Here is a 23,104-nt window from a genome sequence, read left to right as displayed (position 1 = left end):
TCAGTTATAATGATAACATGAATAAAAAATATAGAATTTGGGGAATATGCGCCGTCATCGCTTTGTTGTTGGTTATCATAACACCGAACATTCATCGGCACGTTCAACGTGAGGAAGGTCAAATTATTCCCAAGGTTACGGTAACAGACCAAATTCAAGCTGTACCAAATGATGACATCAAAGCGTTGCTTAAATCTCACCCCAAAGTAACCTTGATAATGCTGAATGTGCAAAATTCAAAACTAAATAAAAAATTTGATGCGTTTATCAATCAAAATCAAAATTTAGGTTTATCTCAGACAATCTATATTTTCCAAGAACTCTATCATGATAAAGTGATTGCGAAACTGAATCTCGACAAGACAGCCATCAATGTCGTGCAATTTGAAGGTGGAGAGCCACAAGCCATCTATCCGATAACATCAAAAACTGCTTTTGATCAAAGTTTAGTCGACCAACTTAAAAAACTTTCGGCCAATTAAGTCAGATTTTATTGCCCCCTATCTTTTATAAAGGAGTTATTACCCCATGAAAAACAAAAAAATGATATTCGTCGTTGCTATTATTGTCATCCTAGGTTTGGGTTCAATTCTCATTCCTAAGTTTATCAAGCAACAAAACAAGGTAAAATCAGCCGATGTTAAAATTGGTGTCTTACAGTTCGTGACCCATCCTGCTTTGGATGAGATTTACAGTGGTATCCAAGAGGGCTTAGCTGATGAGGGCTATGCAGATGCTAAGATTAATTTTTACAATGCCCAAGCTGACCAGTCAAAAGTAACGACAATGGCAGGTCAACTCGTCGATCAAAAAAATGATGTACTTATTGGTATCGCGACACCGACAGCTCAAGGATTGGCTAATGCGACATCAGACATACCAGTTATTATGGGTGCTGTATCAGATCCAGTAGGGGCTAAACTCGTTAAAAATGTCAAAAAACCAGAGGGTAATGTAACTGGAGTATCAGATAAGTTTCCGGTTGCCAAAGAAATCAGTCTGATTAAAGAAATGACACCCAACGTTAAAAAAATCGGTATTTTGTATAGCTCATCAGAAGATAACTCTAAATCACAAGTCGCTGATTTTAAAAAAGTTGCGAGTCAGCAAGGCTATGAAGTTTCTGAATATGCTGTATCATCCACTAATGATATTACAACAACAGTTAATGTTGCCCTTTCAAAAGTAGATGCCCTCTATGTACCCGTTGATAATACAATTGCGTCAGCATTTCCGACAGTTATCGAGCTATCAAACGCAGCCAAAATACCGGTTTTTCCATCAGTTGATACCATGGTCGAACAAGGAGGTTTAGCAGCAGTTACGATTAATCAACATGATTTAGGTGTGGCAACAGGAAAAATGGCAGCAGAAGTCTTAAAAGGCAAAAAAGTCTCAGAGCTACCAGTCGAATTTTACGATACAACAAAACCAGTGATTAATGAAACTGCAGCTAAAACTTTAGGCATTACCATTCCTGAAAGTGTTGCCAAGGCTGCAAAATCAGCAAAATAGAAGGGGACAAAATAAAGCATCAAATTAAAATAATGATGCTTTAGACTTACTATGATATTATCAACAATTAATCAAGGGTTATTATGGGCGATTTTGGGTTTGGGCATCTTCATGACTTTCCGAATACTTAATTTTCCAGATATGACGACAGAAGGGTCATTTCCTTTGGGTGGTGCCGTTGCCGTGACACTCATCACACAAGGTGTTAATCCTGTCATTGCAACGTTTGTCGCCTTTCTTGCAGGATGTGCAGCAGGTCTTGTGACCGGTTTACTTTACACCAAAGGTAAAATTCCGACGCTTTTAGCTGGGATTCTAGTCATGACATCGTGCAACTCTGTCATGCTTATGATTATGGGGCGTGCTAATCTAGGTCTACTCGGTGCTGATAAGCTCAAAAGTACTTGGATTAGTGTATCAGCTGTTCTCCTTGTCTTAATACTCATCTTCTATTTTCTCAACACCAACCTCGGTCAGGCCTTCATTGCGACAGGTGATAATGTCGAGATGGCGCAGTCATTTGGGATCAACACGGGAAGAATGGAAGTTTTAGGCTTAGTCGTGTCCAATGGTGTCATAGCGCTATCGGGTGCTTTAATTTCACAAAACGATGGGTATGCAGACATCTCTAAAGGAATTGGTGTCATCGTCATAGGACTTGCTAGTATCATTATTGGTGAGGTTTTCTTTGGTAATGTCTCACTTTTTGAACGTTTGTTTGCGATTATCATCGGCTCAATTTTTTATCAATTTTTGATTTTAGCTGTGATTAAACTTGGTTTCAATACCAATTATCTCAAACTTTTCAGTGCCATTGTCTTAGCCATTTGCTTGATGATTCCAACCTTTAAAGACAAATTTTTCAAGGGGGTGAAGCTCAATGCCAAATGATAAAAAACCAATTATTGAACTCAAGAATGCGACGAAAGTTATTGAGAATGGTGACGAGCGTAAAGTTATTTTAGATGATGTGTCTTTGAAAATATACGCTAAAGATTTTATTACCATTTTAGGTGGAAATGGAGCTGGAAAATCAACTTTATTTAATGCGATTTCAGGTACTTTAACACTAACTGCAGGTTCCGTGTACATCAAAGGCAACGATGTGACAAATCACAGTCCAGAAAAGCGTGCTGCTGCCATTTCACGCGTGTTTCAAGACCCAAAAATGGGAACGGCACCTCGGATGACGGTTGCGGAAAATATCGCAATTGCGGCGCTACGTGGGCAGAGAAGAAGTCTCAGATTACGTAATATCGCCAAGTATAAGGAGAGTTTTGCTAGTCTTGCAGAGCAAATCGGTAATGGCTTAGAGAAGCATCTGGATACGCCAACAGGTAATTTATCTGGTGGGCAAAGGCAGGCGCTGAGTTTGTTGATGGCGACGATTGTGCCACCAGATTTGCTTTTATTAGATGAGCATACGGCGGCATTGGATCCGAAAACGTCAGTAGCTTTGATGAAGTTGACAGATGATTTGGTTACTAGTAAAAATTTGACGGCGTTAATGATTACGCATCATATGGAGGATGCGCTCAAATATGGCAATCGTTTGATTGTCATGAAGGAAGGCCAAATTGTACAAGATTTGGCAACTTCGGAGAAGGAACAGATGAAGTTAGAAGATTTTTATAGGATATTTGATTAGATGAATGAGATACTACAAAGAATTTCACGAGTGGTTTTGGGATTTTTCGCTCTAATTCTGCTGTTTGTCGGGGGGATGAATTTTCAACGTTACTTGACGGAGCATAAAGAAGTCAAGACCTTGGTTATCGGTCAGGTAGTTAAAAATTCTGAGCATGGCAAAATGGTGGCTTATACTTTTGAGGGAAGGGACTATCAGGCTGTACCGGTAGCTAATTTTCTAAAAACTTTTGGTAAAGTGGGGACGCAGATTCCTGTCTATGTTAACCATAATCATCCGACAAAAATCTACATCAGAAAAGGTGCAACCAGCCTTTTAATTTTAGCACTGGCTTTGATTGGCTGGGCGATGTTGATTGTACTAGTCTTATTCTTCGAATATTGGTTTCTTCATAAGTTGAGGAAGATGGCTAGAAAAGAAAATAAGGCATTTTAAAAGGGAGAATTCAAATGGAAAACACTTTTTTTATCATCAAACCTGATGGAGTTCACAGATCTTTGGTGGGCTCAGTACTTTCTCGTATTGAGCGTCGTGGGTTTACGATTGAAAAATTGGAGATGCGTCAAGTCACAAAAGAAATCCTTGATCAGCACTACTCAGATTTAGTTGATCGGCCTTTTTATCCTGATATTGTGACTTACATGACGACTGGTACAGTAGTTATCGGCATTTTGAGGGGGTCAAATGTCATTAGCTCTTGGCGCAAAATGATGGGCGCGACAGATCCAGCAGATGCATTGCCAGGAACGATTCGTGGCGACTTTGCTCACTCTTCTGATAATGGTTGTGTCGAAAATATCGTCCATGGTTCAGATTGTCTTGAGTCAGCTGAACGTGAAATTGCCCTTTGGTTTGGTAAATAACGACTATAAATTAAGATAACTTGTCTTCGGACAGGTTTTTTATTTGGAGAAAATATGGTAAAATAAAGCTTATGACTATAGACTTAAATGAAATTAAAACACGGCAGAAGAATATCCGAAATTTTTCGATTATTGCCCATATTGACCACGGGAAGTCGACGCTGGCTGACCGTATTTTGGAGCAAACCAAAACGGTAACAGCGCGTGAAATGCAGGCGCAATTGCTAGATTCGATGGATTTGGAGCGTGAGCGTGGGATTACAATCAAACTGAATGCGATTGAGCTGAATTATGCGGCTAAGAATGGTGAAAACTATACCTTCCATTTGATTGACACACCAGGACACGTCGATTTTACTTATGAAGTGTCACGTTCTCTTGCGGCTTGTGAGGGTGCGATTTTAGTTGTGGATGCGGCGCAAGGAATCGAAGCCCAAACGCTTGCCAATGTTTATTTGGCCTTGGATAATGACCTTGAAATCTTGCCGGTTATCAATAAAATTGATTTGCCAGCAGCAGACCCTGAGCGTGTTCGCGCAGAAATTGAAGATGTCATTGGCTTAGATGCCTCTGAGGCAGTTTTGGCATCGGCTAAGGCTGGCATCGGGATTGAAGAAATTTTGGAGCAAATTGTTGAAAAGGTACCAGCACCGCAAGGCTCTGTCGACAATCCTCTGAAAGCTTTGATTTTCGACTCAGTTTATGATGCCTACCGTGGTGTTATCCTCCAAGTACGGGTCATGGATGGTATCGTCAAACCAGGCGATAAAATTCAGCTCATGAGCAATGGTAAAACCTTTGATGTCACAGAAGTCGGTATTTTTACACCCAAAACAGTTGGTCGCGACTTCTTAGCAACAGGTGACGTTGGCTATATCGCCGCTGCCATTAAGACAGTTGCCGATACGCGTGTTGGGGATACCATTACTTTGGCGGATAATCCTGCAGAAGAACCATTACATGGCTATAAACAATTGAACCCCATGGTTTTTGCAGGTATTTATCCGATTGAGTCCAATAAATATAATGATTTGCGTGAAGCCTTGGATAAGTTACAGCTCAACGACGCCAGCTTGCAGTTTGAGCCTGAGACATCACAGGCACTTGGTTTTGGTTTCCGTTGTGGTTTCCTTGGCTTGCTACACATGGACGTGATTCAAGAGCGTTTGGAGCGTGAATTCAATATTGATTTGATTATGACAGCCCCAAGTGTGGTCTATCATATCAATACGACAGATGGTGAAACTTTAGAAGTGGCCAATCCATCTGAATTTCCTGATCCGACCCGCGTTGATAATATTGAAGAACCCTTTGTCAAAGCACAAATTATGGTGCCTCAAGACTATGTTGGTGCCGTAATGGAGTTGGCGCAGCGTAAACGTGGTGATTTTGTGACCATGGATTATCTGGATGAAAATCGTGTGAACGTGATTTATCAAATGCCATTGTCAGAAATTGTGTTCGACTTTTTCGATAAATTGAAATCAAGTACTAAGGGCTATGCTAGCTTTGACTATGAAATTTCGGAATACCGTAAAAGTTCTCTTGTTAAGATGGATATCATGCTTAACGGTGAGCGTGTCGATGCCTTGAGTTTCATTGTCCATAAAGAATTTGCCTATGAACGCGGTAAAATTATCGTAGATAAACTCAAGAAAATCATTCCCCGCCAACAATTCGAAGTCCCAATTCAGGCAGCTATTGGTCAAAAAATTGTCGCCCGTAGCGATATCAAAGCCTTACGTAAAAACGTCCTCGCCAAATGTTACGGTGGCGATATTTCTCGGAAACGCAAGCTCCTCGAGAAACAGAAAAAAGGTAAGAAACGCATGAAGTCAATCGGTTCTGTCGAAGTCCCACAAGAAGCTTTCTTGAGCGTTTTGAGTATGGATGATGAGTAAATATAGAAAAAATGCGCAGAGATGCGTTTTTTTCGATTTATTGTATAATAGAAGATAGGAAAACCGCAAAATAGCAGTATTCTACGGATTTCAAATAGTGGAAAATTGTGTCTAGGAGATAAAATGACGATTCAAACAAATCAAGATTTATATGCCCGCCTTTGGGATGGAGCTGAACAGCTACGTGGCTCAATGGATGCTTCGAAATATAAAGACTATATGCTTGGGATTATGTTTTATAAATTTCTGAGTGATAAAACGCTAGCATCTTTTTCGGAATATGCAGAAATTCCTAGTGAAGAAGCTTATGAACAATATTTAGCAGCTGATGATATGCGTGTTCAGGTCAATGCAGCATTGATTTCAACACTTGGCTATTATGTTCAGCCGGAGGATTTGTATCAAACCTGGATCAAAAAAATCGAGAATAATACTTTTGAAGTCCAAAATATCAAAGATGCGATCAATAACTTCAATCGAAATATTCAAGGGTCAAGTAATCGACATGATTTTGATGGTTTATTTAGTTCCATGAATGTTGATAGTCCTGATTTGGGTGGCGATTTGAATGCACGTAATAAAAATTTACGCGCATTGATCAAATTATTTGCTGACTTAGACATGGCAGAGCTGCAAAAAACGGATGTTCTTGGTGATGCCTATGAGTACCTAGTCGGCCAATTTGGTATGGAGTCAGGGAAGAAAGCGGGAGAATTCTACACGCCTCGTCAAGTATCAGAAGTCATGGCGCAAGTCATCACGAGCACTACTGATAGTATCCAAACAATCTATGACCCAACTGTTGGTTCTGGCTCGCTTCTTTTAACAGTTGCGAAGCATCTAGATACTGAAAACAGAACACTGTTGCGTTATTATGGTCAAGAATATAATACAGCGACTTTTAACCTCACGCGAATGAATCTCTTGCTTCACGGCGTTCAGCCTGACCATATGACCATTAACAATGGTGACACTCTGAGAGAAGATTGGCCAGAAGATGAGCGGAATCCACAACAAAGTAAACAGTTTGATGCGGTAGTCATGAATCCACCTTATTCGCATAACTGGAGCAAGGGTGATGATAGTGCTTATGAGCAAGCTACTTTGACAGATCCACGTTACCAAGATTATGGTACGCTTGCGCCTAAGACAAAGGCTGACTTTGCATTTCTACTCCATGGGCTTTATCATCTCGATAACCAGGGAACAATGGCGATTGTCTTGCCACATGGTGTGCTTTTCCGAGGTGGCGATGAAGCGATGATTCGTCAAAACCTGCTCAAACGCAATCAGATTGATATCATCATCGGTATGCCTTCAACCTTATTTACGAATACAAGTATCCCGGTTATCGTCATGGTGCTAAAGAAAAATAGAAGCAATGGGGATAAGGTGCTGATTATTGATGCATCTGATGGGTTCGTCAAAGACGGCAAGCAAAACAAGTTGCGTGAGCGTGACATCGCTAAGATTGTTGATACAGTCAAAACTCGTGATGAGATTCCTGGCTTTAGTCATCTAGCTTCCTTAGATGAGATTCGCGAAAACGATTGGAACCTTAACATTCCGCGTTATGTCGAGTCTATTACACAGGAAGATGTTCAAGATGTAGACGGTCATTTAAAAGGTGGTGTCCCTGCTTATGCACTTGAAAATTTACATGTCATTAATAAACTAGCCAAAGCAGAATTGGATGCCTCATTTGATGTCATCAGACCAGGCTACCTGCAAGCTAACATTGATAAAGAAGTTTTGCGCAAGTCCATTTATCAGGCACATGGAGTGATTGCAAGTAAAAACGCTTATCAGACAAGTATTTCGGCCTTTGTTGAGAAATGGTTTGCGCGTTTGATTAAGCTAGCACCTGAGCTGTCACTTGAAGCCTTGAAATTTGAGATGTCCCGTGACGCTCAGCAAGCGCTGAAAATTGATGACGTTGTCGACCAGTATTCGGCTTACCAGGTTGTCGCAAATCTCTGGACAGCATTTTTAACACAAGATACTGAATTGATCCAAAAGTTCGGCTTGATCCAAACTGGTCAAGAAGTGGTAACTGAGACGAACAATAAAGGAAAAGTGATTGGTCGCAATGGACGCGTGATTCCCAAAACGCTGGTTCAAAAAGTCCTTTTTGTGGCTGAATTGCAAGAGGTGACGGTGTTGCAACAAGCTGCAGAGGAAGCAGAAGAAGCCTACAACACCTTGGTTGAGGAAGGGCAATCTAATGCTGACTTGGAAGCTTACTATGAAGATGGCAAAGTCCAAAAGAACAGCATCAAATCTGACCTGAAAGACTATGACAAGACTTCTGATGATGCTATCTTGACCTGGTTGAAAGCCTTTACCACAGCTGATAAGTTGAAAAGTGATAGCAGCCGTGCCGTGAAAAAAGCAGAAGACGCGTTAGATGAGTTGACCATTGCGCGCTATGCCAGCCTGACAGAAGATGAAGTCAAGACCTTATTGCGTGAAAAATGGTTTGGTGCATTTGATGCGGATATGTTGAAACTGTTGGATAATGCGATTGATTCAGAACTTGATCAACTCAGTACACTGGTTGACCGCTATAGCGATACACTCAGCGACATTCAAGCTCAGAAAAAGGCGCTTGAAGCAGAGCTACAAAGTATGATGGCAGAATTGGTAGAGGGGTGAGAGATGAGCGAACAAAATAAGCAAGTCCCTCGGTTGAGGTTCCCTGGGTTTACTGACGCTTGGGTGAAGTATGAGTTGTCTGAACTTGCTAAGTTTTCAAAAGGGAGGGGCTATTCGAAAAGTGACTTAGTTAAAGCTGGTTATCCAATTATTTTATATGGTCGACTATACACAAATTATGAAACAACAATTTCAACAGTTACAGATACATTTGTCTCTGCCGATTTAAATTCAATAAAAAGTGAAATTGGAGATGTTATTGTACCAGGTTCTGGTGAAACAGCAGAAGATATTTCAAGAGCATCAACTATTGATATATCAGGGATTATATTAGGTGGAGACTTGAATATTATTAAACCTGATAAACAAGTATTGGATAGTATATTTTTAGCAATTACTATTTCAAATGGATCGCAACAAAGGGAATTGACGAAGCGAGCACAAGGTAAATCAGTGGTCCATCTCCATAACTCAGATTTAGAAAGAATTCTTGTTTATTTGCCTTCAAAAAATGAACAAACTAAAATCGGGAATTTTTTTACTAAATTAGATAAGGTTATTACTGTTAATGAGCGTGAGTTAAATAAGCTCAAAAATCTGAAGAAATCTTATCTTGAAAAAATGTTTCCAAAAAATGGGTCAAATATTCCAGAATTAAGATTTTCTGGTTACACTGACGCTTGGGTGAAGTGTGAGTTGGGTGATGTTGCTGAAATTGTTGGAGGAGGCACACCAAGTACTTCTATTTTAGAATATTGGAATGGTGAAATTAATTGGTATTCTCCAGTAGAAATAGGCAATCAAATATATGTTTCATCTAGTCAGAATAAAATCACAAAATTAGGATTGGAAAAAAGTTCCGCAAAAATTTTACCAGCTTATAAAACAATATTATTTACTTCACGTGCGGGGATTGGTAATACAGCGATTATGACTACTAATGGTGCCACAAACCAAGGTTTTCAATCGCTAGTTATTAAAGAAAAAACTGACTTATATTTTTTATACTCTATCAGTTCTAAAATAAAAGAGATGGCTCTTCAAATTGCCTCAGGTTCTACCTTTCTTGAAATATCAGGTAAGTCACTTAGTAGGCTTGAAATTTTAGTACCAAATTTTGAAGAACAAACTAAAATTGGCAAGTTCTTCCAACACCTAGACAACCTGATTACTGTTAATGAGCGTGAGCTAAAAAAGCTAAAAGAACTAAAAAAATCGTATTTAAATGACATGTTTGTGTAGATTTTGAATAATTTTTATCATAAAAGATTGAAAGAGGATGACATTTGGACTCAAGAGCGTATGCAAAAGAACATCAAGATGATTTTTATGCGCAAGTGATAAGCGGTAAGCACATCGGGCAAACCAAAGATGCCATCTTTATGGCTGGAAGCCCTGGAGCAGGAAAGACCGAGGTCGCGACAGAGCTACTATCTTTCTATCAAAATATGGTTGTCATTGATGCTGACCTTTTTCGTGAAGGGTTTCCAGCTTATAACGCCGCTAATTCTAGTGAAATTCAGTCAGGTGCATCTTGGTTGGTAGGTGAGATTTTCAATCGTGTTTCTGATGCAGGTTATTCCTTGCTTTTAGACGGCACATTTGCGCTTGCCTCTGCTAGTAAAAATATTGACAGAGTACTAAAGCGGAGCTATAACGTTTCGATTTACTATGTTTATCAAGACCCGGTGATAGCCTGGGAATTTGTGAAGCAACGTGAGAAAGTAGAGGGGAGAAACGTTCCCAAGGAGCGTTTTATCAATGCTTATTTCATGGCAAGACACAATCTGATAAAAGTAAAAGAAAAATTCGGAGAACGTGTAGAAATCAACATTTTGTTCAAAGATTATCAAAATAAGATTTCTGAAACGCATGCGGATACAGAGAACATTCAGATGATACTACCAGAACTTTATACAAAAGATTTTTTGGAGGAAAATTTACATGACTGATAGAGAAAAAGTACAACAAATCGTTGATAAATATGGTGACAGCTACTCACAACTATCCCAAAATGCAACGAATAAAGAACTAAAGACATTTATGAAGTTTTTGGCAGATGAAGCCAATAAAAAACAAAGCAAACTTTTTGAAATGGATAGCCATTCCACGGCTAAATAAGTCGAAAATGTTTTGAATTCCTAAAATTAGCAAAAAATACCCAGATTATCTTGATTTAACCCCGTGAAAGGCTTATGCTCATTAACAGTAATCAGGTTGTCTAGGTGCTGGAAGAACTTGCCGATTTTGATTTGTTCTTCAAGACTAATTGGAATTATTATATTCTTTGTTAGAATATCATTCTTTGTAATTCCCTTAATTGAAGTTCCTTGAATACTGCTCAACTCTTTCTTCAATATTTGATAAATTGAATACACCCCGAAGGTAGGATTAATTTTTAAGTTACTCAAAGAAAGAAAATCTTGTGAAGTCGTAAAGGGTTCATTAATCAAGGCTAATTTTCCAACACCAACACGAATAACTATAGCAATTGACTTCTCGGATATAAGTTTAGTAGCAGAATTTTTCAAACCTAAATTGCTAACAAATTTTTCAAATTTTACATTAGTAACATCGTCATTTTTTAAATTTGAGCTCTGTAACCATGGAATATTACCATTCCAATATTCATCAACATCTGATTTCGGTGTACCACCCCCAAAACTATTTTCAGAGATATCATTCAACGTACACTTCACCCAAGCGTAAATGTGCTAAGTATTGAAGTTTTTCCCTTTACGCTTGGGTGAAGTGTACGTTTGAAGATTTAGGCATCATCACTGCAGGAGGAGATGTGAATAAAAAAGATTTACTTCTTTCGGGCAACTACCCAGTTTTAGCAAATTCACTAAATAACGATGGAATTATTGGTTATTACGATGATTATAAAGTTTCTGCTCCAGCTGTTACAATAACTGGGCGAGGCAATATTGGACATGCAAAGGCAAGAAAAATCAGTTATACACCTACTGTTCGATTGATTTCTTTAGAACCTTTCAATTCAGATGTAGACTTTCTAGAGAATTTAATAAACACAAATAATTTTTTTGTTGAATCAACGGGCGTTCCACAATTGACCGGTCCACAGTTCGGACATTTTGAAGTGATATTACCAAAAAGAGAAGAACAGACCAAAATAGGAGAGTTCTTCAACCACCTAGACAACCTGATTACTGTTAATGAGCATAAGCAAAATAAGCGATTTTCCCCTGCATTTACAAGGATTTCCCATATAATCAAAAATATTTTAAGAAAGATAAGTGATATGATTCAGAATAAAAATTTAGCCGAGGAAGCTTTTCAAGAGGCGACAGTACGCGGTTTGACTGGTAAATATGATAATGTTAAGTCTTGGACTGCACCAGATTTTTTAGATGGCACGAAGCATAAAGTCACTTATCAGACTTTGATTGATAATTGGCGCCATATTTTAAATCAACAAAACACCAAGGAATTAGAGGGGCATGACTTGACGGATGCTGAATTTCAGCAAGTTTTGTCAAAAGTTAATACCCTTGAAAATTCTTATCAAGCAGCTAAACTGCTAGCTTCTGAAAATGGTGTGGGTAAAATAGATGGGATTATTCGAGACAATAACTTAGTAGGTGTCACCCATGATAGCATCACCTTACGTATTTTTGAAAAGGCGAAAGTCAATGGTGGAGATACCGTTTATCAGCTCGCGCGTGAAGTTTGGACTGAAAATGACCGCAATCGCTTTGATATTCTACTCTTAATCAACGGATTGCCGCTCATTAATATTGAGCAAAAACGCGTGGATAAAAATGCGGATGAGGCGTTTGGACAATTTAGACGTTATTATCAAGATGGTGAATATACCAATAACTTTTTTGCTTTTTCACAGATGATGGTCATCATGACTGATATTGACACGCGTTATTTTGCGACACCTAAAACCTTGGAAGCCTTTAATCCAGCCTTCCAATTTCATTGGGCAGATTCAAAAAATCAAAGTATCAACAGCATGACAGATATTGTCAAGACGCTATTGCGTATCCCGATGGCTCATCAAATGGTAGGGGATTATCTGATTATCAATGAAGATACACGTGATTCGAAAAATCAGTACCATATGCTGATGCGACCTTATCAGGTTGAAGCCTTAAGAGCAATTGAGTACGCTGCTGCTGGTAAAGATATCGCGACGCACGTTCCGCATGGTGGTTTTGTTTGGCATACGACTGGTTCTGGAAAAACAATCACCTCTTTTAAGGCAGCCTTATCCCTGTCTAAGACATTTGACAAAGTCATCTTTTTGCTTGATAGAAAAGATTTGGATGCCCAAACTTCTAAGAATTTTAAAGCCTATTCCCAGTATGAGACGATCGAAGTCAGCGATTCACCGCATACGCATGATTTGCGTGAAAGTCTCAGTACGTCTTTAAAAGGTGTGGTTGTTGCGACGACCTTCAAACTCAATAACGTCATTAAAGAGCTTCAGGAAAATGGTGATGATAAATCTATCCTGAAAAAAAGAATGGCGGTGATTGTGGATGAAGCACACCGCACGACAATGGGCGAGATGATGCAAACAATCAAGTCTGCCTTGAGAAATACCTTATTCTTCGGCTTTACAGGCACCCCTTTGTTTGATGAAAGTAACACTGTTGGCTTTGTCAATGAATATTCTGAGCGTATGAAAACAACTGAGGATATGTTTGGTAAAGAATTGCATCGTTATACAATTGATGAAGCCATTAAAGATAAAAATGTACTTGGATTTCACGTAGATTATATTGATACAGGTGAAATCGGTAGCTACAGTCTGTTAAAAGAAAAATGGCTTGCGCATGAAAAAGCGGATCCTTTAAATAAACGATCTGATGATGAACTTGCCTGTTATGCTTTGCAGCTGGAAAATGATAGAAAAACGGATAAAGATGGCATTAATATTGGCCGTGCTGAGTTAGAAAATGTCCTAGAATACCATGATGAACTGCATATCCCTCAAGTGGTCAAGAGTATCATTGATAACTGGGAAAAACATTCAAAAGGCAGTGTTAACGGAAAAAAAGTCAGTCATAAGTTTAATGGGCTTTTAACTGTTGCACGTAAGCAACGTGTGATCGCCTATTATGATGAATTTAAAAAACAGTTAGCAGAGAGTAGTCTTAAGCTCAATATAACTGCGACATTCTCAACGGGTAATGAAAATACTGATTTAGGTCAAAAAGATAAAGACAACCTCGCCACTATTTTTCAAGATTGGCATGAGATGGGACATCCTCTATATCAAGTTGATGCTGCTAAGCCTGATAATGGTGAGAGTGGTTTCTTTAGCGATATTACAGCGGTATTTAAAAATGGTGGACATGCCAACAATGAAAAAAATATTGACCTCCTAATTGTTGCTGATCGCCTGTTAACAGGATATGATTCAAAACTATTAAACACTTTATATGTTGATCGGTATTTAAAACTACAAGGCTTGATTCAGGCTTATTCTCGGACCAACCGGATTTATGAGGAGGATAAAGAATTTGGGACGATTGTGAATTTTCAATATCCGGCTAAATCGAGATATGCTCTTGAAAGAGCGCTAAAATTATACGGTTCAGGTGGAAAAAGTTCACATGTCGTTGTTGATGAATATGTCGTTGTTGTCAAACAAATGGTACCACTTTTTGAGGCATTGCATGAAACGCTAGCTCAACCTGAGAGATGGCTAGATATCAAGGATCTCGAACCAAACCAAAGCGACTTTATCACAGCCTTTAAGAAAGTCGCCAAGAAACTCAACTTACTCCAACAGTATTATGAATTTGATTGGTTAGGCACGGGTGAAAAAGCCTTGGCATTCTCAGAAGAAACCTGGCTGAAATATTTTGGCGCCTACCAGAATTTGAAACCTAAAATAGAGGGTGGTCCAGAAGACGAAATTGCGGATCTTGTCGGTAGTACACAGCTGATTGATACGCAGGATATTACTTTCTCTGAGATTATCAGATTGATTGGTAAATTGACAACACCCTCTGGGCAGTTAGATACATCAGATGCTAATAATGCTGAAAATGAACGTTTAATCACTGAAGCAATCCAAAAATTGCGTACCTTTGGTGATAATGATAATGCCGAATTACTCGAGAAATTTATGGCTGACGTGGTAACAGTAGATAAACTTGATAATCATCTCAGTGTTGCGGATAATTATCAGGCCTTTAGAGTCAAAACTGGTCAAGATTCATTAGGTGCCTATGCAAAAACTTGGGCCGTTGATCAGAAAATTTTACTGAAAGTCTATCAAAATTATCATGTTGGCGACAAGGTAATCAACTATTTGGATGAATTAAAGAGCAGTAATGATTATTTGAAATCTGACTGGTATCAAAATCCGGAAAATGCTATGGGGGGTCTTCCAGCTTTGCGCTATAAAAATGACCTGGAAAATGATTTATTGAATTATTTGTTTGTCACAAAATCCATTTATGGTGAATTTTAAGTATGGAAACTTGCTCTTATTTTGAGCAGGTTTTTTATTTTGAGTCTCTGTATAATGATGTTGTATAGTGAGAGTGGCTTTGCCTAGTTATTATACTTCAAATAAAAATGGAGGTGTTGAGATGACACAAATTAAGTTACATGCTTATTTTAAGCAATGGATGGAGTTATACAAGAAAGATGCAGTGCGTGAGGTGACCTATGCCAAATATAAGTTGACGTATAGAAATTTACGTCGGCTGGTGCCTGACTTGACCTTGGATAACCTTTCGCGTTTGGCTTATCAGCAATTATTAAATGATTATGCTAGAACACATGAACGTCAAACTGTGTTAGATTTTCATCGACATATTCGCAGTTCACTCATTGATGCCCTAGAAGAACAATTGATTCATCGAGATCCTACTCGAAAAGCGATTATCAAAGGGACGCAGCATCGCAAGCATAAGACAAAATTTTTAAATCAATTTGAGCTACAAGCAGTTTTGAATAATTTGGTACTTGATGAAGGCTTGAATTGGGATTACTTTATTTTGTTAATCGCGAAAACAGGCTTAAGATTTTCAGAAGCTTTAGGTTTAACACCTGGTGATTTTGATTTTGCACATCAGTATGTGACGATTAATAAAACTTGGGATTATAAAAGTGTCGAATCAGGCTTTGCACCAACCAAGAATAAATCCTCTGTGAGAAAAGTCCCCTTGGATTGGCAGACTGTGATTCAATTTTCCCAATTGACTAAAAAAATGGCAGCAGATGAACCTATATTTGTTAAAGATAAAAAAGTCTACAACGATACTTTGAATCACTACTTGGAACGTCTATGCAGGCGTTCAGGTGTCTCGATTATCTCCATTCATGGATTGCGGCATACACATGCCTCACTGTTATTATATGCAGGCGTCAGTGTTGCTTCAGTGGCTCGGAGATTAGGCCACGCTAACATGACAACAACACAATCCACCTACTTACATGTGATTCAAGAACTAGAAAATCAAGATAATGATAAAGTTATGAAACATTTAGCAAGTTTAGTTTAAACAAAATCTTGCATAAATTTGCAAAATAACCCACATCATACTTGACAAATGCAAAAATATACATTATTATTGTATATATATTCAATTAAAGGATAACGCTTATGAAAAAAATAGCCATCATCGGTATCTCGGGATACTCAGGTTTGGAATTGCTAAGGCTGCTCCATAGCCATCCAGACGCTGAAATTGTTAGTGTTTACGGCACGTCTAACATCGGGACCAAACTCACAGAACTTTTTCCAAAACTGATTAATTTTCCAAAATATGCAGATTTGACCATCAAGACATTTTCTTCTAAGGAAATCATAGCAAAGGCAGATTTGGTATTCTTTGCGACACCAGCTGGGATTGCGGCAGAGTTAGCAGCAGATTTCATTGCTGCAGATTTTCCAGTCGTCGATTTGTCAGGTGATTTCCGTTTGCAAAATCCAGCGCAATACGAAAAATGGTACAAAAAAACCGCCATCCATAAAAATTTATTATCAAAAGCGGATTATGTCTTAGCTGATTTTGACCGACCGACGCAACCTTACATCTCTAATCCCGGCTGTTATGCGACTGCAACGCTATTAAGCCTAGCACCGCTATATCAAGCCAACCTGATTCAGCTAGACAGTGTCATCATTGATGCCAAATCGGGCTTGTCAGGTGCAGGTAAGAAATTGACCGACAGCAGTCACTATGTCAATGCTAACGAAAATGTCAGTCTCTACAAACTCAATCAGCACCAGCACATTCCAGAAATATTTAACAAATTAGTCTCTTGGAATGTCGATGCAAAACCAATCCAATTTTCAACGTCACTTATTCCAGTCAATCGTGGGATTTTCGTTTCAACCTATGCGAAATTAGCAGAGGGAATCACCTTCTCAGATGTGGTGGCGGCTTATCACCAGACTTATGACGATAAATACTTCGTCAGAGTCTTAAATGATGGTCTCTTGCCTGATTTGCACAGTGTCGTGGGCACCAATTTCACCGACATTGGCTTGGGTTATAATGAATTGACGCATACCTTGACGGTTGTGACCGTTATCGATAATTTAGTGAAGGGAGCGGCAGGGCAAGCAATTCAAAATATGAACCACTTTTTCGATTTTGACGAAAAAGCTGGGCTTGACCTCGTGCCGATTTTATAACATGACAAAATTTAAAGCAATTAAAGGAAATATCGCCTCACCTAAGGGGTTCATGGCTGATGCTATACACGCGGAGCTCAAATTCCAAAAGCTAGATTTAGGGCTCATTCTATCAGAAGTGCCCGCAGCAGTGGCAGGCGTTTTCACAACAAATAAGGTCGCAGCCGCACCGATTGATCTGGATAAAGCAGTGGTCGCAGGTGGTGTAGCGCAAGCTATCATCGTCAACTCGGCCATTGCCAATGCCGTGACAGGAGACGAGGGTAACACAAACGCCAAAAAAACGCAGCGTTTGTTGGCAGAAAAATTTGACCTCAATCCAAATCATGTGGCAGTTTGCTCGACGGGGGTTATCGGCAAACAGCTTCCTATGGATAAAATCGCGCTAGGCATTTCAAAGCTATCAGCTGAGAATGGTCATGCCAATGGTTTCGCTGAAGCTATTTTGACAACTGATCTGGTTACAAAAGAAGTGACTTATGAAGTTGAGATTGCAGGCAAAACAGTCACGGTCGCAGGTGTCTGCAAAGGTTCAGGTATGATCCATCCTAATATGGCAACCATGCTTGGGTTCATCACAACCGATGCCAAAATCGCCCAGCCTTTGCTGCAAAACATGCTGTCAGAAATAATTGAAACGACTTTTAATCAAATTACGGTAGACGGCGATACTTCTACCAATGATACAGTGCTAGTCATGGCGAATGGTCAAGCTGACAATTCTGAGATCCTAGTTGATACAGCAGATTATGATACTTTTAAAGCTGTTTTAGCCATTGTCTGTCAAGATTTAGCTAAGAAAATTGCAGCAGATGGCGAAGGGGCAACCAAGCTTATTGAAGTTAATGTTACTGGTGCACCAGATGAGTTGTCTGCGCGTCTGATTGCTAAACAGATTGTGGGGTCTAGCCTTGTAAAGACAGCTATTTTTGGTGCTGATCCTAACTGGGGGCGCGTAATTTCAGCGATTGGACAAGTTGCACCCTTTGAGGTACCAGATATTGAGTTAGAGATTCAAGGCGATCTAGTCTTGCTCCATTCAACACCTGTTGATTTTGACCAAGCAGAACTCTCTGAAAAACTCAAAGAAAAAGTCGTTGTTATTGATGCTGATCTTAACAACGGCACACAAACCGGAACAGCTTGGGGCTGTGATTTAACCTATAAATACGTTGAAATCAATGCTCTCTATCATTCTTAAGAAAGAAAAAGCTTATGACACATTTACTCCAAAACTATGGAACAAGAATTCCCATGACCTTTACGCATGGCGAAGGCGTTTATTTATTTGATGAAACTGGCAAAAAATACTTAGATTTCACGAGTGGCATTGGTGTGATGAACCTGGGCTATTCTTTCGAAGCGGGTAAATCTGCTGTCAAATCACAAGTGGATGCCCTCGCTCATCTCTCTAACCTCTACAACAATCCTTTGCAGGAAGAAGTGGCAGATTTATTAGACCAAGCAAATCACTACAAGGCATTTTTTGCTAACTCAGGCGCAGAAGCCAATGAAGCGGCACTAAAACTGGCGCGTTTAATCAAACCAGGCAAAGAAATATTAGCATTTGAAGACGGCTTTCACGGCCGAACATTCGGCGCCATGTCAGCCACTATGCAAGACAAAATCCAAAACGGATTTTTTCCAATGGTATCAGGCTTCTCTAAAGCCATCTATAACGACGTTGATAGTCTTAAAGCCTCTGTCACCCCTCATACGGGTGCCATTATTTTTGAAATCGTCCAAGGTGAAGGTGGCGTGACCCCACTTACAACAGAATTTGCGGCAGCACTCAAAAGCTGTCAAGAACAGGGCATTCTGCTCATCGTTGACGAAGTCCAAACTGGTAATGGTCGGACGGGTAAACTATTTGCCTTTGAAAATTTCGGATTTGAACCTGATATCTTCACGACGGCTAAAGGTTTGGGCAATGGTTTACCAGTTGGTGCGATGTTGGCTAAAAATTGCTATGCAGATTGTTTTAGTGCTGGTAAACACGGCTCAACTTTTGGTGGTAATCCCTTAGCGATGGCAAGCGCTAAGGCTGTCTTGACTGAACTGACTTCTGTCGATTTTTTATCTGAAGTGGCAGATAAAGCAGATTTTCTAAAAAGACAACTTGAGGAAAGATTGGCAATCAAACCGTCAGTTAAAGCCATCCGAAATCTAGGTCTCATGGTTGGTATCCAACTCACTGATGGTAATCAGTTGCAACAAGTCTTGTCAGAGGCCAGAGCGCAAGGTCTATTAGTCTTATCTGCAGGTAAAGACGTTGTTAGACTTCTGCCACCATTAGTCATGACGAAAGCGCAGTTGGCAGACGGTGTGGCGATATTGGAGGAGGTTTTATGAATGTACCAGAAACGCTGACGGCGGCGCTGCCTTTCATGCTCAAGTATCAGGGGCAGACAGTCGTCATCAAATATGGCGGTAACGCTATGACGGATGATGCGATTAAAAAATCAGTCCTGAGTGATATTTTACTGCTGAAAACATTGGGCATCAATGTCGTCCTCGTGCATGGTGGTGGTCCTGCTATCAATGAGTTGCTAGAGAAATATGGTAAAGAGTCCAAATTCATCAATGGCTTGCGCTACACCGATGAGGAGACTGCTGAGCTTGCGTTGACAGCTTTATCAGGTATGGTCAATAAAAGTCTAGTTCGGGATATTCAACGGCTAGGGGGTGAAGCGATTGGCATCTCTGGCATTGATGGCCGAATGATTGAAGTTGAGCAACTGTCTGAAGATTTGGGGTTCGTGGGGAATATCACGAAAATTAATACTGAAATTATTGAGCGGATTGCAAAAACCGCGGCTATTCCTGTGATCGCAACAGCGGGTGTTGATGCAGCAGGCGAGATTTACAATGTCAATGCGGATACTGCGGCTAGTCGGATTGCGGGAGAATTGCAGGCTGAACGCTTTATTTTATTATCAGATGTCCGTGGTTTATATTCAAATTTTCCAGATGAAGCATCTTTTCTATCGGAAACAACCTTGTCAGAAATTGATCAATTGGTTGCAGCAGGTAAGATTTCAGGTGGTATGATTCCAAAATTGGAGGCGATTAAATACGCCATGCAAAACGGTTTAAATGAGGCGGTTTTGCTAGATGGTCGTATGAAAAATTCGCTGATTTTTGAATTGTTTACTAGTGAGGGTTTTGGAACGCTAATCAAAAAAGATAATCTTGATTTGACGAAATATAAGCAGTTCATGTCTTAAAACAAGAATATGTCACAAGTTATGATAAACTTGTCTATCATTGTTATTTACATGACTAATGAGATAGCTGTAGAGCTAGGACATTCCTAGCTTTTTTCCTATTTTTTTGGTACAATGGAAACAATACGTGATTAGTATTTGAAAGGCTGTAAATCAATGCAAGACAAAAATTTGGTCAGTGTCAATCTGGCTAGTGAAATGAAGACAAGTTTCATCGACTATGCTATGAGTGTCATTGTCGCGCGGGCGCTACCCGATGTACGGGACGGTCTGAAACCAGTGCATCGCCGTATTCTTTACGGGATGAACGAGCTGGGTGTGACCCCTGATAAACCACATAAAAAATCTGCTCGTATTACCGGAGATGTCATGGGTAAATATCATCCACATGGTGATTCGGCAATTTATGAATCAATGGTTCGGATGGCGCAATGGTGGAGTTACCGCCATATGCTCGTCGACGGTCATGGTAACTTCGGTTCCATGGACGGTGATGGTGCCGCTGCCATGCGTTATACCGAGGCACGGATGAGCAAGATTGCGCTTGAAATGTTGCGCGATATTAATAAAAAAACAGTCGATTTTATTGATAACTATGATGGGACTGAACGTGAACCAGTTGTACTTCCTGCGCGTTTCCCTAACCTGTTGGTTAATGGGACGACTGGGATTGCTGTTGGGATGGCGACCAATATTCCACCCCATAATTTAGGTGAAACGATTGATGCCGTGAAACTCCTTATGGCAAACCCTGAGGCGACAACCCGCGATATTATGGAAGTCATGCCTGGTCCTGACTTCCCAACGGGTGCCCTTGTTATGGGACGCAGTGGCATCCATCGTGCCTATGAAACTGGTAAAGGTAGTATCACGCTACGTGCCAAGTCAGAGATTGAGATGACAAAATCTGGTAAGGAACGCATCGTTATTACTGAATTTCCATATATGGTTAATAAGGCTAAATTACATGAGCACATCGTGCGTTTGGCACAGGAAAAACGGATTGAGGGGATTACCGCAGTTCGTGATGAATCTAACCGAGATGGCGTTCGATTTATTATTGAAGTACGACGTGATGCCTCTGCCAATGTTATCCTGAATAATTTATATAAATTAACCAGTGTTCAGACGAATTTCAGCTTTAATATGCTGGCAATCGTTGATGGTGCGCCAAAAATCCTATCAGTTAAAGAAATTCTGACACATTATATTGTGCATCAAAAAGAAGTGGTCACTCGCAGAACCCAGTTTGATAAAGAAAAAGCTGAAGCACGTGCCCATATTTTAGAGGGCTTGTTGATTGCCTTGGATAATATTGATGAGGTCATCAACATTATCCGTGGGTCAGAAACTGATGCTATTGCTCAAGCTGAATTGATGTCTCGTTTTGACTTATCAGAACGTCAATCACAAGCCATTTTAGATATGCGTTTTCGTAGTCTGACAGGTTTGCAACGTGATAAGATTCAGAAAGAATATGATGAGTTATTGGCGTTAATTGCTGATTTGATTGATATTTTGGCAAAACCTGAGCGCGTGGTTGCCATTATCACCGAAGAAATGGAAGAAATCAAGCGTAAATTCGCAGATGCTCGCCGGACAGAGCTACTCGTCGGTGAAGTCCTTAGCGTTGAAGACGAAGATTTAATCGAAGAAGAAGATGTCTTGATTACCTTGTCAAATAAAGGTTATATCAAACGTCTTAACCAAGATGAATTCCGAGCGCAAAATCGTGGTGGTCGTGGTGTCCAAGGCTCTGGTGTGTCCGATGAAGATTTCATCAAACACATGGTGTCAACCTCAACGCATGATCATCTCTTGTTCTTTACCAATCGTGGTCGTGTTTATCGGATGAAAGCCTATGAAATTCCAGAGTACGGTCGTCAAGCGAAAGGATTGCCAATTGTCAACCTCCTCAAACTGGACGATGGTGAGACAATCCAAACAGTCATTAATGTTGAGAAATCTGACCAAGAGCGTTTCCTACTCTTTACCACCTTGCGTGGTGTCGTCAAACGGACTAACGCCAATCATTTTAGTAATATCAGAACTAATGGCTTAAAAGCTCTCAATCTTCGTGAAGATGACGAGTTAGTTAATGTTTTACTCACTACTGGTCAGGAAGAACTCATCATCGGGACGCATAACGGATATTCTGTACGCTTCAAAGAAAACATTCTCCGTGATATGGGTCGTTCAGCAACAGGTGTTAAAGGAGTTAATCTCCGTGACGGTGACTTTGTCGTTGGTTCAAGTACCATTAACAACAACCAGGAAGTCCTCGTTGTCAGTGAAAACGGTCTCGGTAAACGGACAAGCGCTGAACAGTATCCAACCAAAGGACGTGGTGGTAAAGGGATTAAAGTCATGAACGTGACCGAGCGAACTGGTAAATTAGCAGGCCTTGTGACTGTTAACGGTGACGAAGACCTCATGCTGATTACAGATACAGGTGTTATCATCCGGACCAACGTCGACAATATCTCGCAAACTGGCCGTAGCGCCCAAGGCGTGAAAGTCATGCGTTTGGATAAAGAAGCTCACATTGTGACTTTTGCCTTAGTTGAGAAAGAACCCGAGCAGACTGATGCTGAAACCGCTGAAAATGGTCCTGAGGAAGTGACAAGTGAAGAAGTTTAAAAAAGGGCTAGGCATAT

At 40.0% G+C, this 23,104-nt stretch carries 19 protein-coding genes; 18 read left to right on the top strand and 1 reads right to left on the bottom strand.

Annotated features, from left to right (window positions below; all coding sequences use genetic code 11):
• Positions 1–17 precede the first annotated feature (17 nt).
• From RR45_RS02480 to RR45_RS11135, 11 genes are all read left to right on the top strand, one after another.
• Entirely contained in the window at positions 18–482 is a 465-nt protein-coding gene (locus tag RR45_RS02480; RefSeq protein ID WP_143188705.1) for a hypothetical protein, read from the top strand.
• A 46-nt stretch (positions 483–528) separates the two neighbouring features.
• Positions 529–1,515 carry a tryptophan ABC transporter substrate-binding protein gene (gene trpX / locus RR45_RS02475; RefSeq protein WP_031365677.1) on the top strand — a complete coding sequence of 329 codons (987 nt, stop codon included), beginning with the start codon at positions 529–531 and terminating at the stop codon, positions 1,513–1,515.
• 51 nt (positions 1,516–1,566) lie between these two features.
• Entirely contained in the window at positions 1,567–2,406 is an 840-nt protein-coding gene (locus RR45_RS02470) for an ABC transporter permease (RefSeq protein ID WP_031365676.1), read from the top strand.
• Positions 2,396–3,163 carry an ABC transporter ATP-binding protein gene (locus RR45_RS02465; protein WP_031365675.1) on the top strand — a complete coding sequence of 256 codons (768 nt, stop codon included), beginning with the start codon at positions 2,396–2,398 and terminating at the stop codon, positions 3,161–3,163. The genes RR45_RS02470 and RR45_RS02465 overlap by 11 nt, the downstream gene beginning before the upstream one ends.
• On the top strand, positions 3,164–3,598 hold the full coding sequence (locus RR45_RS02460; RefSeq protein ID WP_031365674.1) for a DUF3592 domain-containing protein: 435 nt from the start codon (positions 3,164–3,166) through the stop codon (positions 3,596–3,598).
• A gap of 14 nt (positions 3,599–3,612) precedes the next feature.
• Entirely contained in the window at positions 3,613–4,026 is a 414-nt protein-coding gene (ndk, locus tag RR45_RS02455; RefSeq protein ID WP_031365673.1) for a nucleoside-diphosphate kinase, read from the top strand.
• A gap of 71 nt (positions 4,027–4,097) precedes the next feature.
• Positions 4,098–5,927 carry a translation elongation factor 4 gene (gene lepA, locus RR45_RS02450; RefSeq protein ID WP_096823138.1) on the top strand — a complete coding sequence of 610 codons (1,830 nt, stop codon included), beginning with the start codon at positions 4,098–4,100 and terminating at the stop codon, positions 5,925–5,927.
• Between the two features lie 123 nt (positions 5,928–6,050).
• Complete coding sequence (locus RR45_RS02445; RefSeq protein WP_244148273.1) at positions 6,051–8,582, top strand: type I restriction-modification system subunit M; 2,532 nt, start codon at positions 6,051–6,053, stop codon at positions 8,580–8,582.
• 3 nt (positions 8,583–8,585) lie between these two features.
• Complete coding sequence (locus RR45_RS02440; RefSeq protein ID WP_031365670.1) at positions 8,586–9,824, top strand: restriction endonuclease subunit S; 1,239 nt, start codon at positions 8,586–8,588, stop codon at positions 9,822–9,824.
• 44 nt (positions 9,825–9,868) lie between these two features.
• Entirely contained in the window at positions 9,869–10,534 is a 666-nt protein-coding gene (locus RR45_RS02435) for a zeta toxin family protein (RefSeq protein ID WP_031365669.1), read from the top strand.
• Positions 10,527–10,703, top strand: a complete 177-nt coding sequence (locus RR45_RS11135) for a hypothetical protein (protein WP_167362553.1) — start codon at positions 10,527–10,529, stop codon at positions 10,701–10,703. Before RR45_RS02435 ends, RR45_RS11135 begins: the two co-directional genes overlap by 8 nt.
• Positions 10,704–10,729: 26 nt before the next feature.
• On the opposite strand, the gene RR45_RS02430 is transcribed toward RR45_RS11135, so the two are convergent.
• Positions 10,730–11,281 carry a restriction endonuclease subunit S gene (locus RR45_RS02430; protein WP_072353406.1) on the bottom strand — a complete coding sequence of 184 codons (552 nt, stop codon included), beginning with the start codon at positions 11,279–11,281 and terminating at the stop codon, positions 10,730–10,732.
• A gap of 47 nt (positions 11,282–11,328) precedes the next feature.
• On the opposite strand from RR45_RS02430, the gene RR45_RS02425 reads away from it, so the two are divergent.
• The 7 genes from RR45_RS02425 (at position 11,329) to gyrA (ending at position 23,087) form a co-directional block, all read left to right on the top strand.
• On the top strand, positions 11,329–15,042 hold the full coding sequence (locus RR45_RS02425) for a type I restriction endonuclease subunit R, EcoR124 family (protein WP_072353407.1): 3,714 nt from the start codon (positions 11,329–11,331) through the stop codon (positions 15,040–15,042).
• 121 nt (positions 15,043–15,163) lie between these two features.
• Positions 15,164–16,081 carry a site-specific integrase gene (locus RR45_RS02420; protein WP_031365666.1) on the top strand — a complete coding sequence of 306 codons (918 nt, stop codon included), beginning with the start codon at positions 15,164–15,166 and terminating at the stop codon, positions 16,079–16,081.
• 101 nt (positions 16,082–16,182) lie between these two features.
• A complete protein-coding gene (gene argC, locus RR45_RS02415) occupies positions 16,183–17,220 on the top strand; it encodes an N-acetyl-gamma-glutamyl-phosphate reductase (RefSeq protein WP_031365665.1) in 1,038 nt (345 codons plus the stop codon).
• A gap of 1 nt (position 17,221) precedes the next feature.
• On the top strand, positions 17,222–18,421 hold the full coding sequence (gene argJ, locus RR45_RS02410; protein WP_031365664.1) for a bifunctional glutamate N-acetyltransferase/amino-acid acetyltransferase ArgJ: 1,200 nt from the start codon (positions 17,222–17,224) through the stop codon (positions 18,419–18,421).
• Positions 18,422–18,435: 14 nt separating this feature from the next.
• A complete protein-coding gene (gene argD, locus RR45_RS02405) occupies positions 18,436–19,572 on the top strand; it encodes an acetylornithine transaminase (RefSeq protein ID WP_031365663.1) in 1,137 nt (378 codons plus the stop codon).
• Positions 19,569–20,447 (top strand): acetylglutamate kinase, encoded by an 879-nt coding sequence (gene argB / locus RR45_RS02400; protein WP_072353408.1) that lies wholly within the window; start codon positions 19,569–19,571, stop codon positions 20,445–20,447. The genes argD and argB overlap by 4 nt, the downstream gene beginning before the upstream one ends.
• 156 nt (positions 20,448–20,603) lie before the next feature.
• Positions 20,604–23,087, top strand: coding sequence for a DNA gyrase subunit A (gene gyrA / locus RR45_RS02395; protein ID WP_031365661.1), 2,484 nt, complete (start codon positions 20,604–20,606; stop codon positions 23,085–23,087).
• Positions 23,088–23,104 lie beyond the last annotated feature (17 nt).

Source organism: Pseudolactococcus chungangensis CAU 28 = DSM 22330 (assembly GCF_002441885.1).
Classification (GTDB): domain Bacteria; phylum Bacillota; class Bacilli; order Lactobacillales; family Streptococcaceae; genus Pseudolactococcus; species Pseudolactococcus chungangensis.
This window is presented reverse-complemented; position numbering and strand designations above follow the sequence as displayed.

Coding starts and splice junctions, on each gene's coding strand:
- RR45_RS02480 (WP_143188705.1), top strand. CDS start 18: ATGAATAAAAAATATAGAATTTGGGGAATATGCGCCGTCATCGCTTTG.
- trpX (WP_031365677.1), top strand. CDS start 529: ATGAAAAACAAAAAAATGATATTCGTCGTTGCTATTATTGTCATCCTA.
- RR45_RS02470 (WP_031365676.1), top strand. CDS start 1,567: ATGATATTATCAACAATTAATCAAGGGTTATTATGGGCGATTTTGGGT.
- RR45_RS02465 (WP_031365675.1), top strand. CDS start 2,396: ATGCCAAATGATAAAAAACCAATTATTGAACTCAAGAATGCGACGAAA.
- RR45_RS02460 (WP_031365674.1), top strand. CDS start 3,164: ATGAATGAGATACTACAAAGAATTTCACGAGTGGTTTTGGGATTTTTC.
- ndk (WP_031365673.1), top strand. CDS start 3,613: ATGGAAAACACTTTTTTTATCATCAAACCTGATGGAGTTCACAGATCT.
- lepA (WP_096823138.1), top strand. CDS start 4,098: ATGACTATAGACTTAAATGAAATTAAAACACGGCAGAAGAATATCCGA.
- RR45_RS02445 (WP_244148273.1), top strand. CDS start 6,051: ATGACGATTCAAACAAATCAAGATTTATATGCCCGCCTTTGGGATGGA.
- RR45_RS02440 (WP_031365670.1), top strand. CDS start 8,586: ATGAGCGAACAAAATAAGCAAGTCCCTCGGTTGAGGTTCCCTGGGTTT.
- RR45_RS11135 (WP_167362553.1), top strand. CDS start 10,527: ATGACTGATAGAGAAAAAGTACAACAAATCGTTGATAAATATGGTGAC.
- RR45_RS02420 (WP_031365666.1), top strand. CDS start 15,164: ATGACACAAATTAAGTTACATGCTTATTTTAAGCAATGGATGGAGTTA.
- argC (WP_031365665.1), top strand. CDS start 16,183: ATGAAAAAAATAGCCATCATCGGTATCTCGGGATACTCAGGTTTGGAA.
- argJ (WP_031365664.1), top strand. CDS start 17,222: ATGACAAAATTTAAAGCAATTAAAGGAAATATCGCCTCACCTAAGGGG.
- argD (WP_031365663.1), top strand. CDS start 18,436: ATGACACATTTACTCCAAAACTATGGAACAAGAATTCCCATGACCTTT.
- argB (WP_072353408.1), top strand. CDS start 19,569: ATGAATGTACCAGAAACGCTGACGGCGGCGCTGCCTTTCATGCTCAAG.
- gyrA (WP_031365661.1), top strand. CDS start 20,604: ATGCAAGACAAAAATTTGGTCAGTGTCAATCTGGCTAGTGAAATGAAG.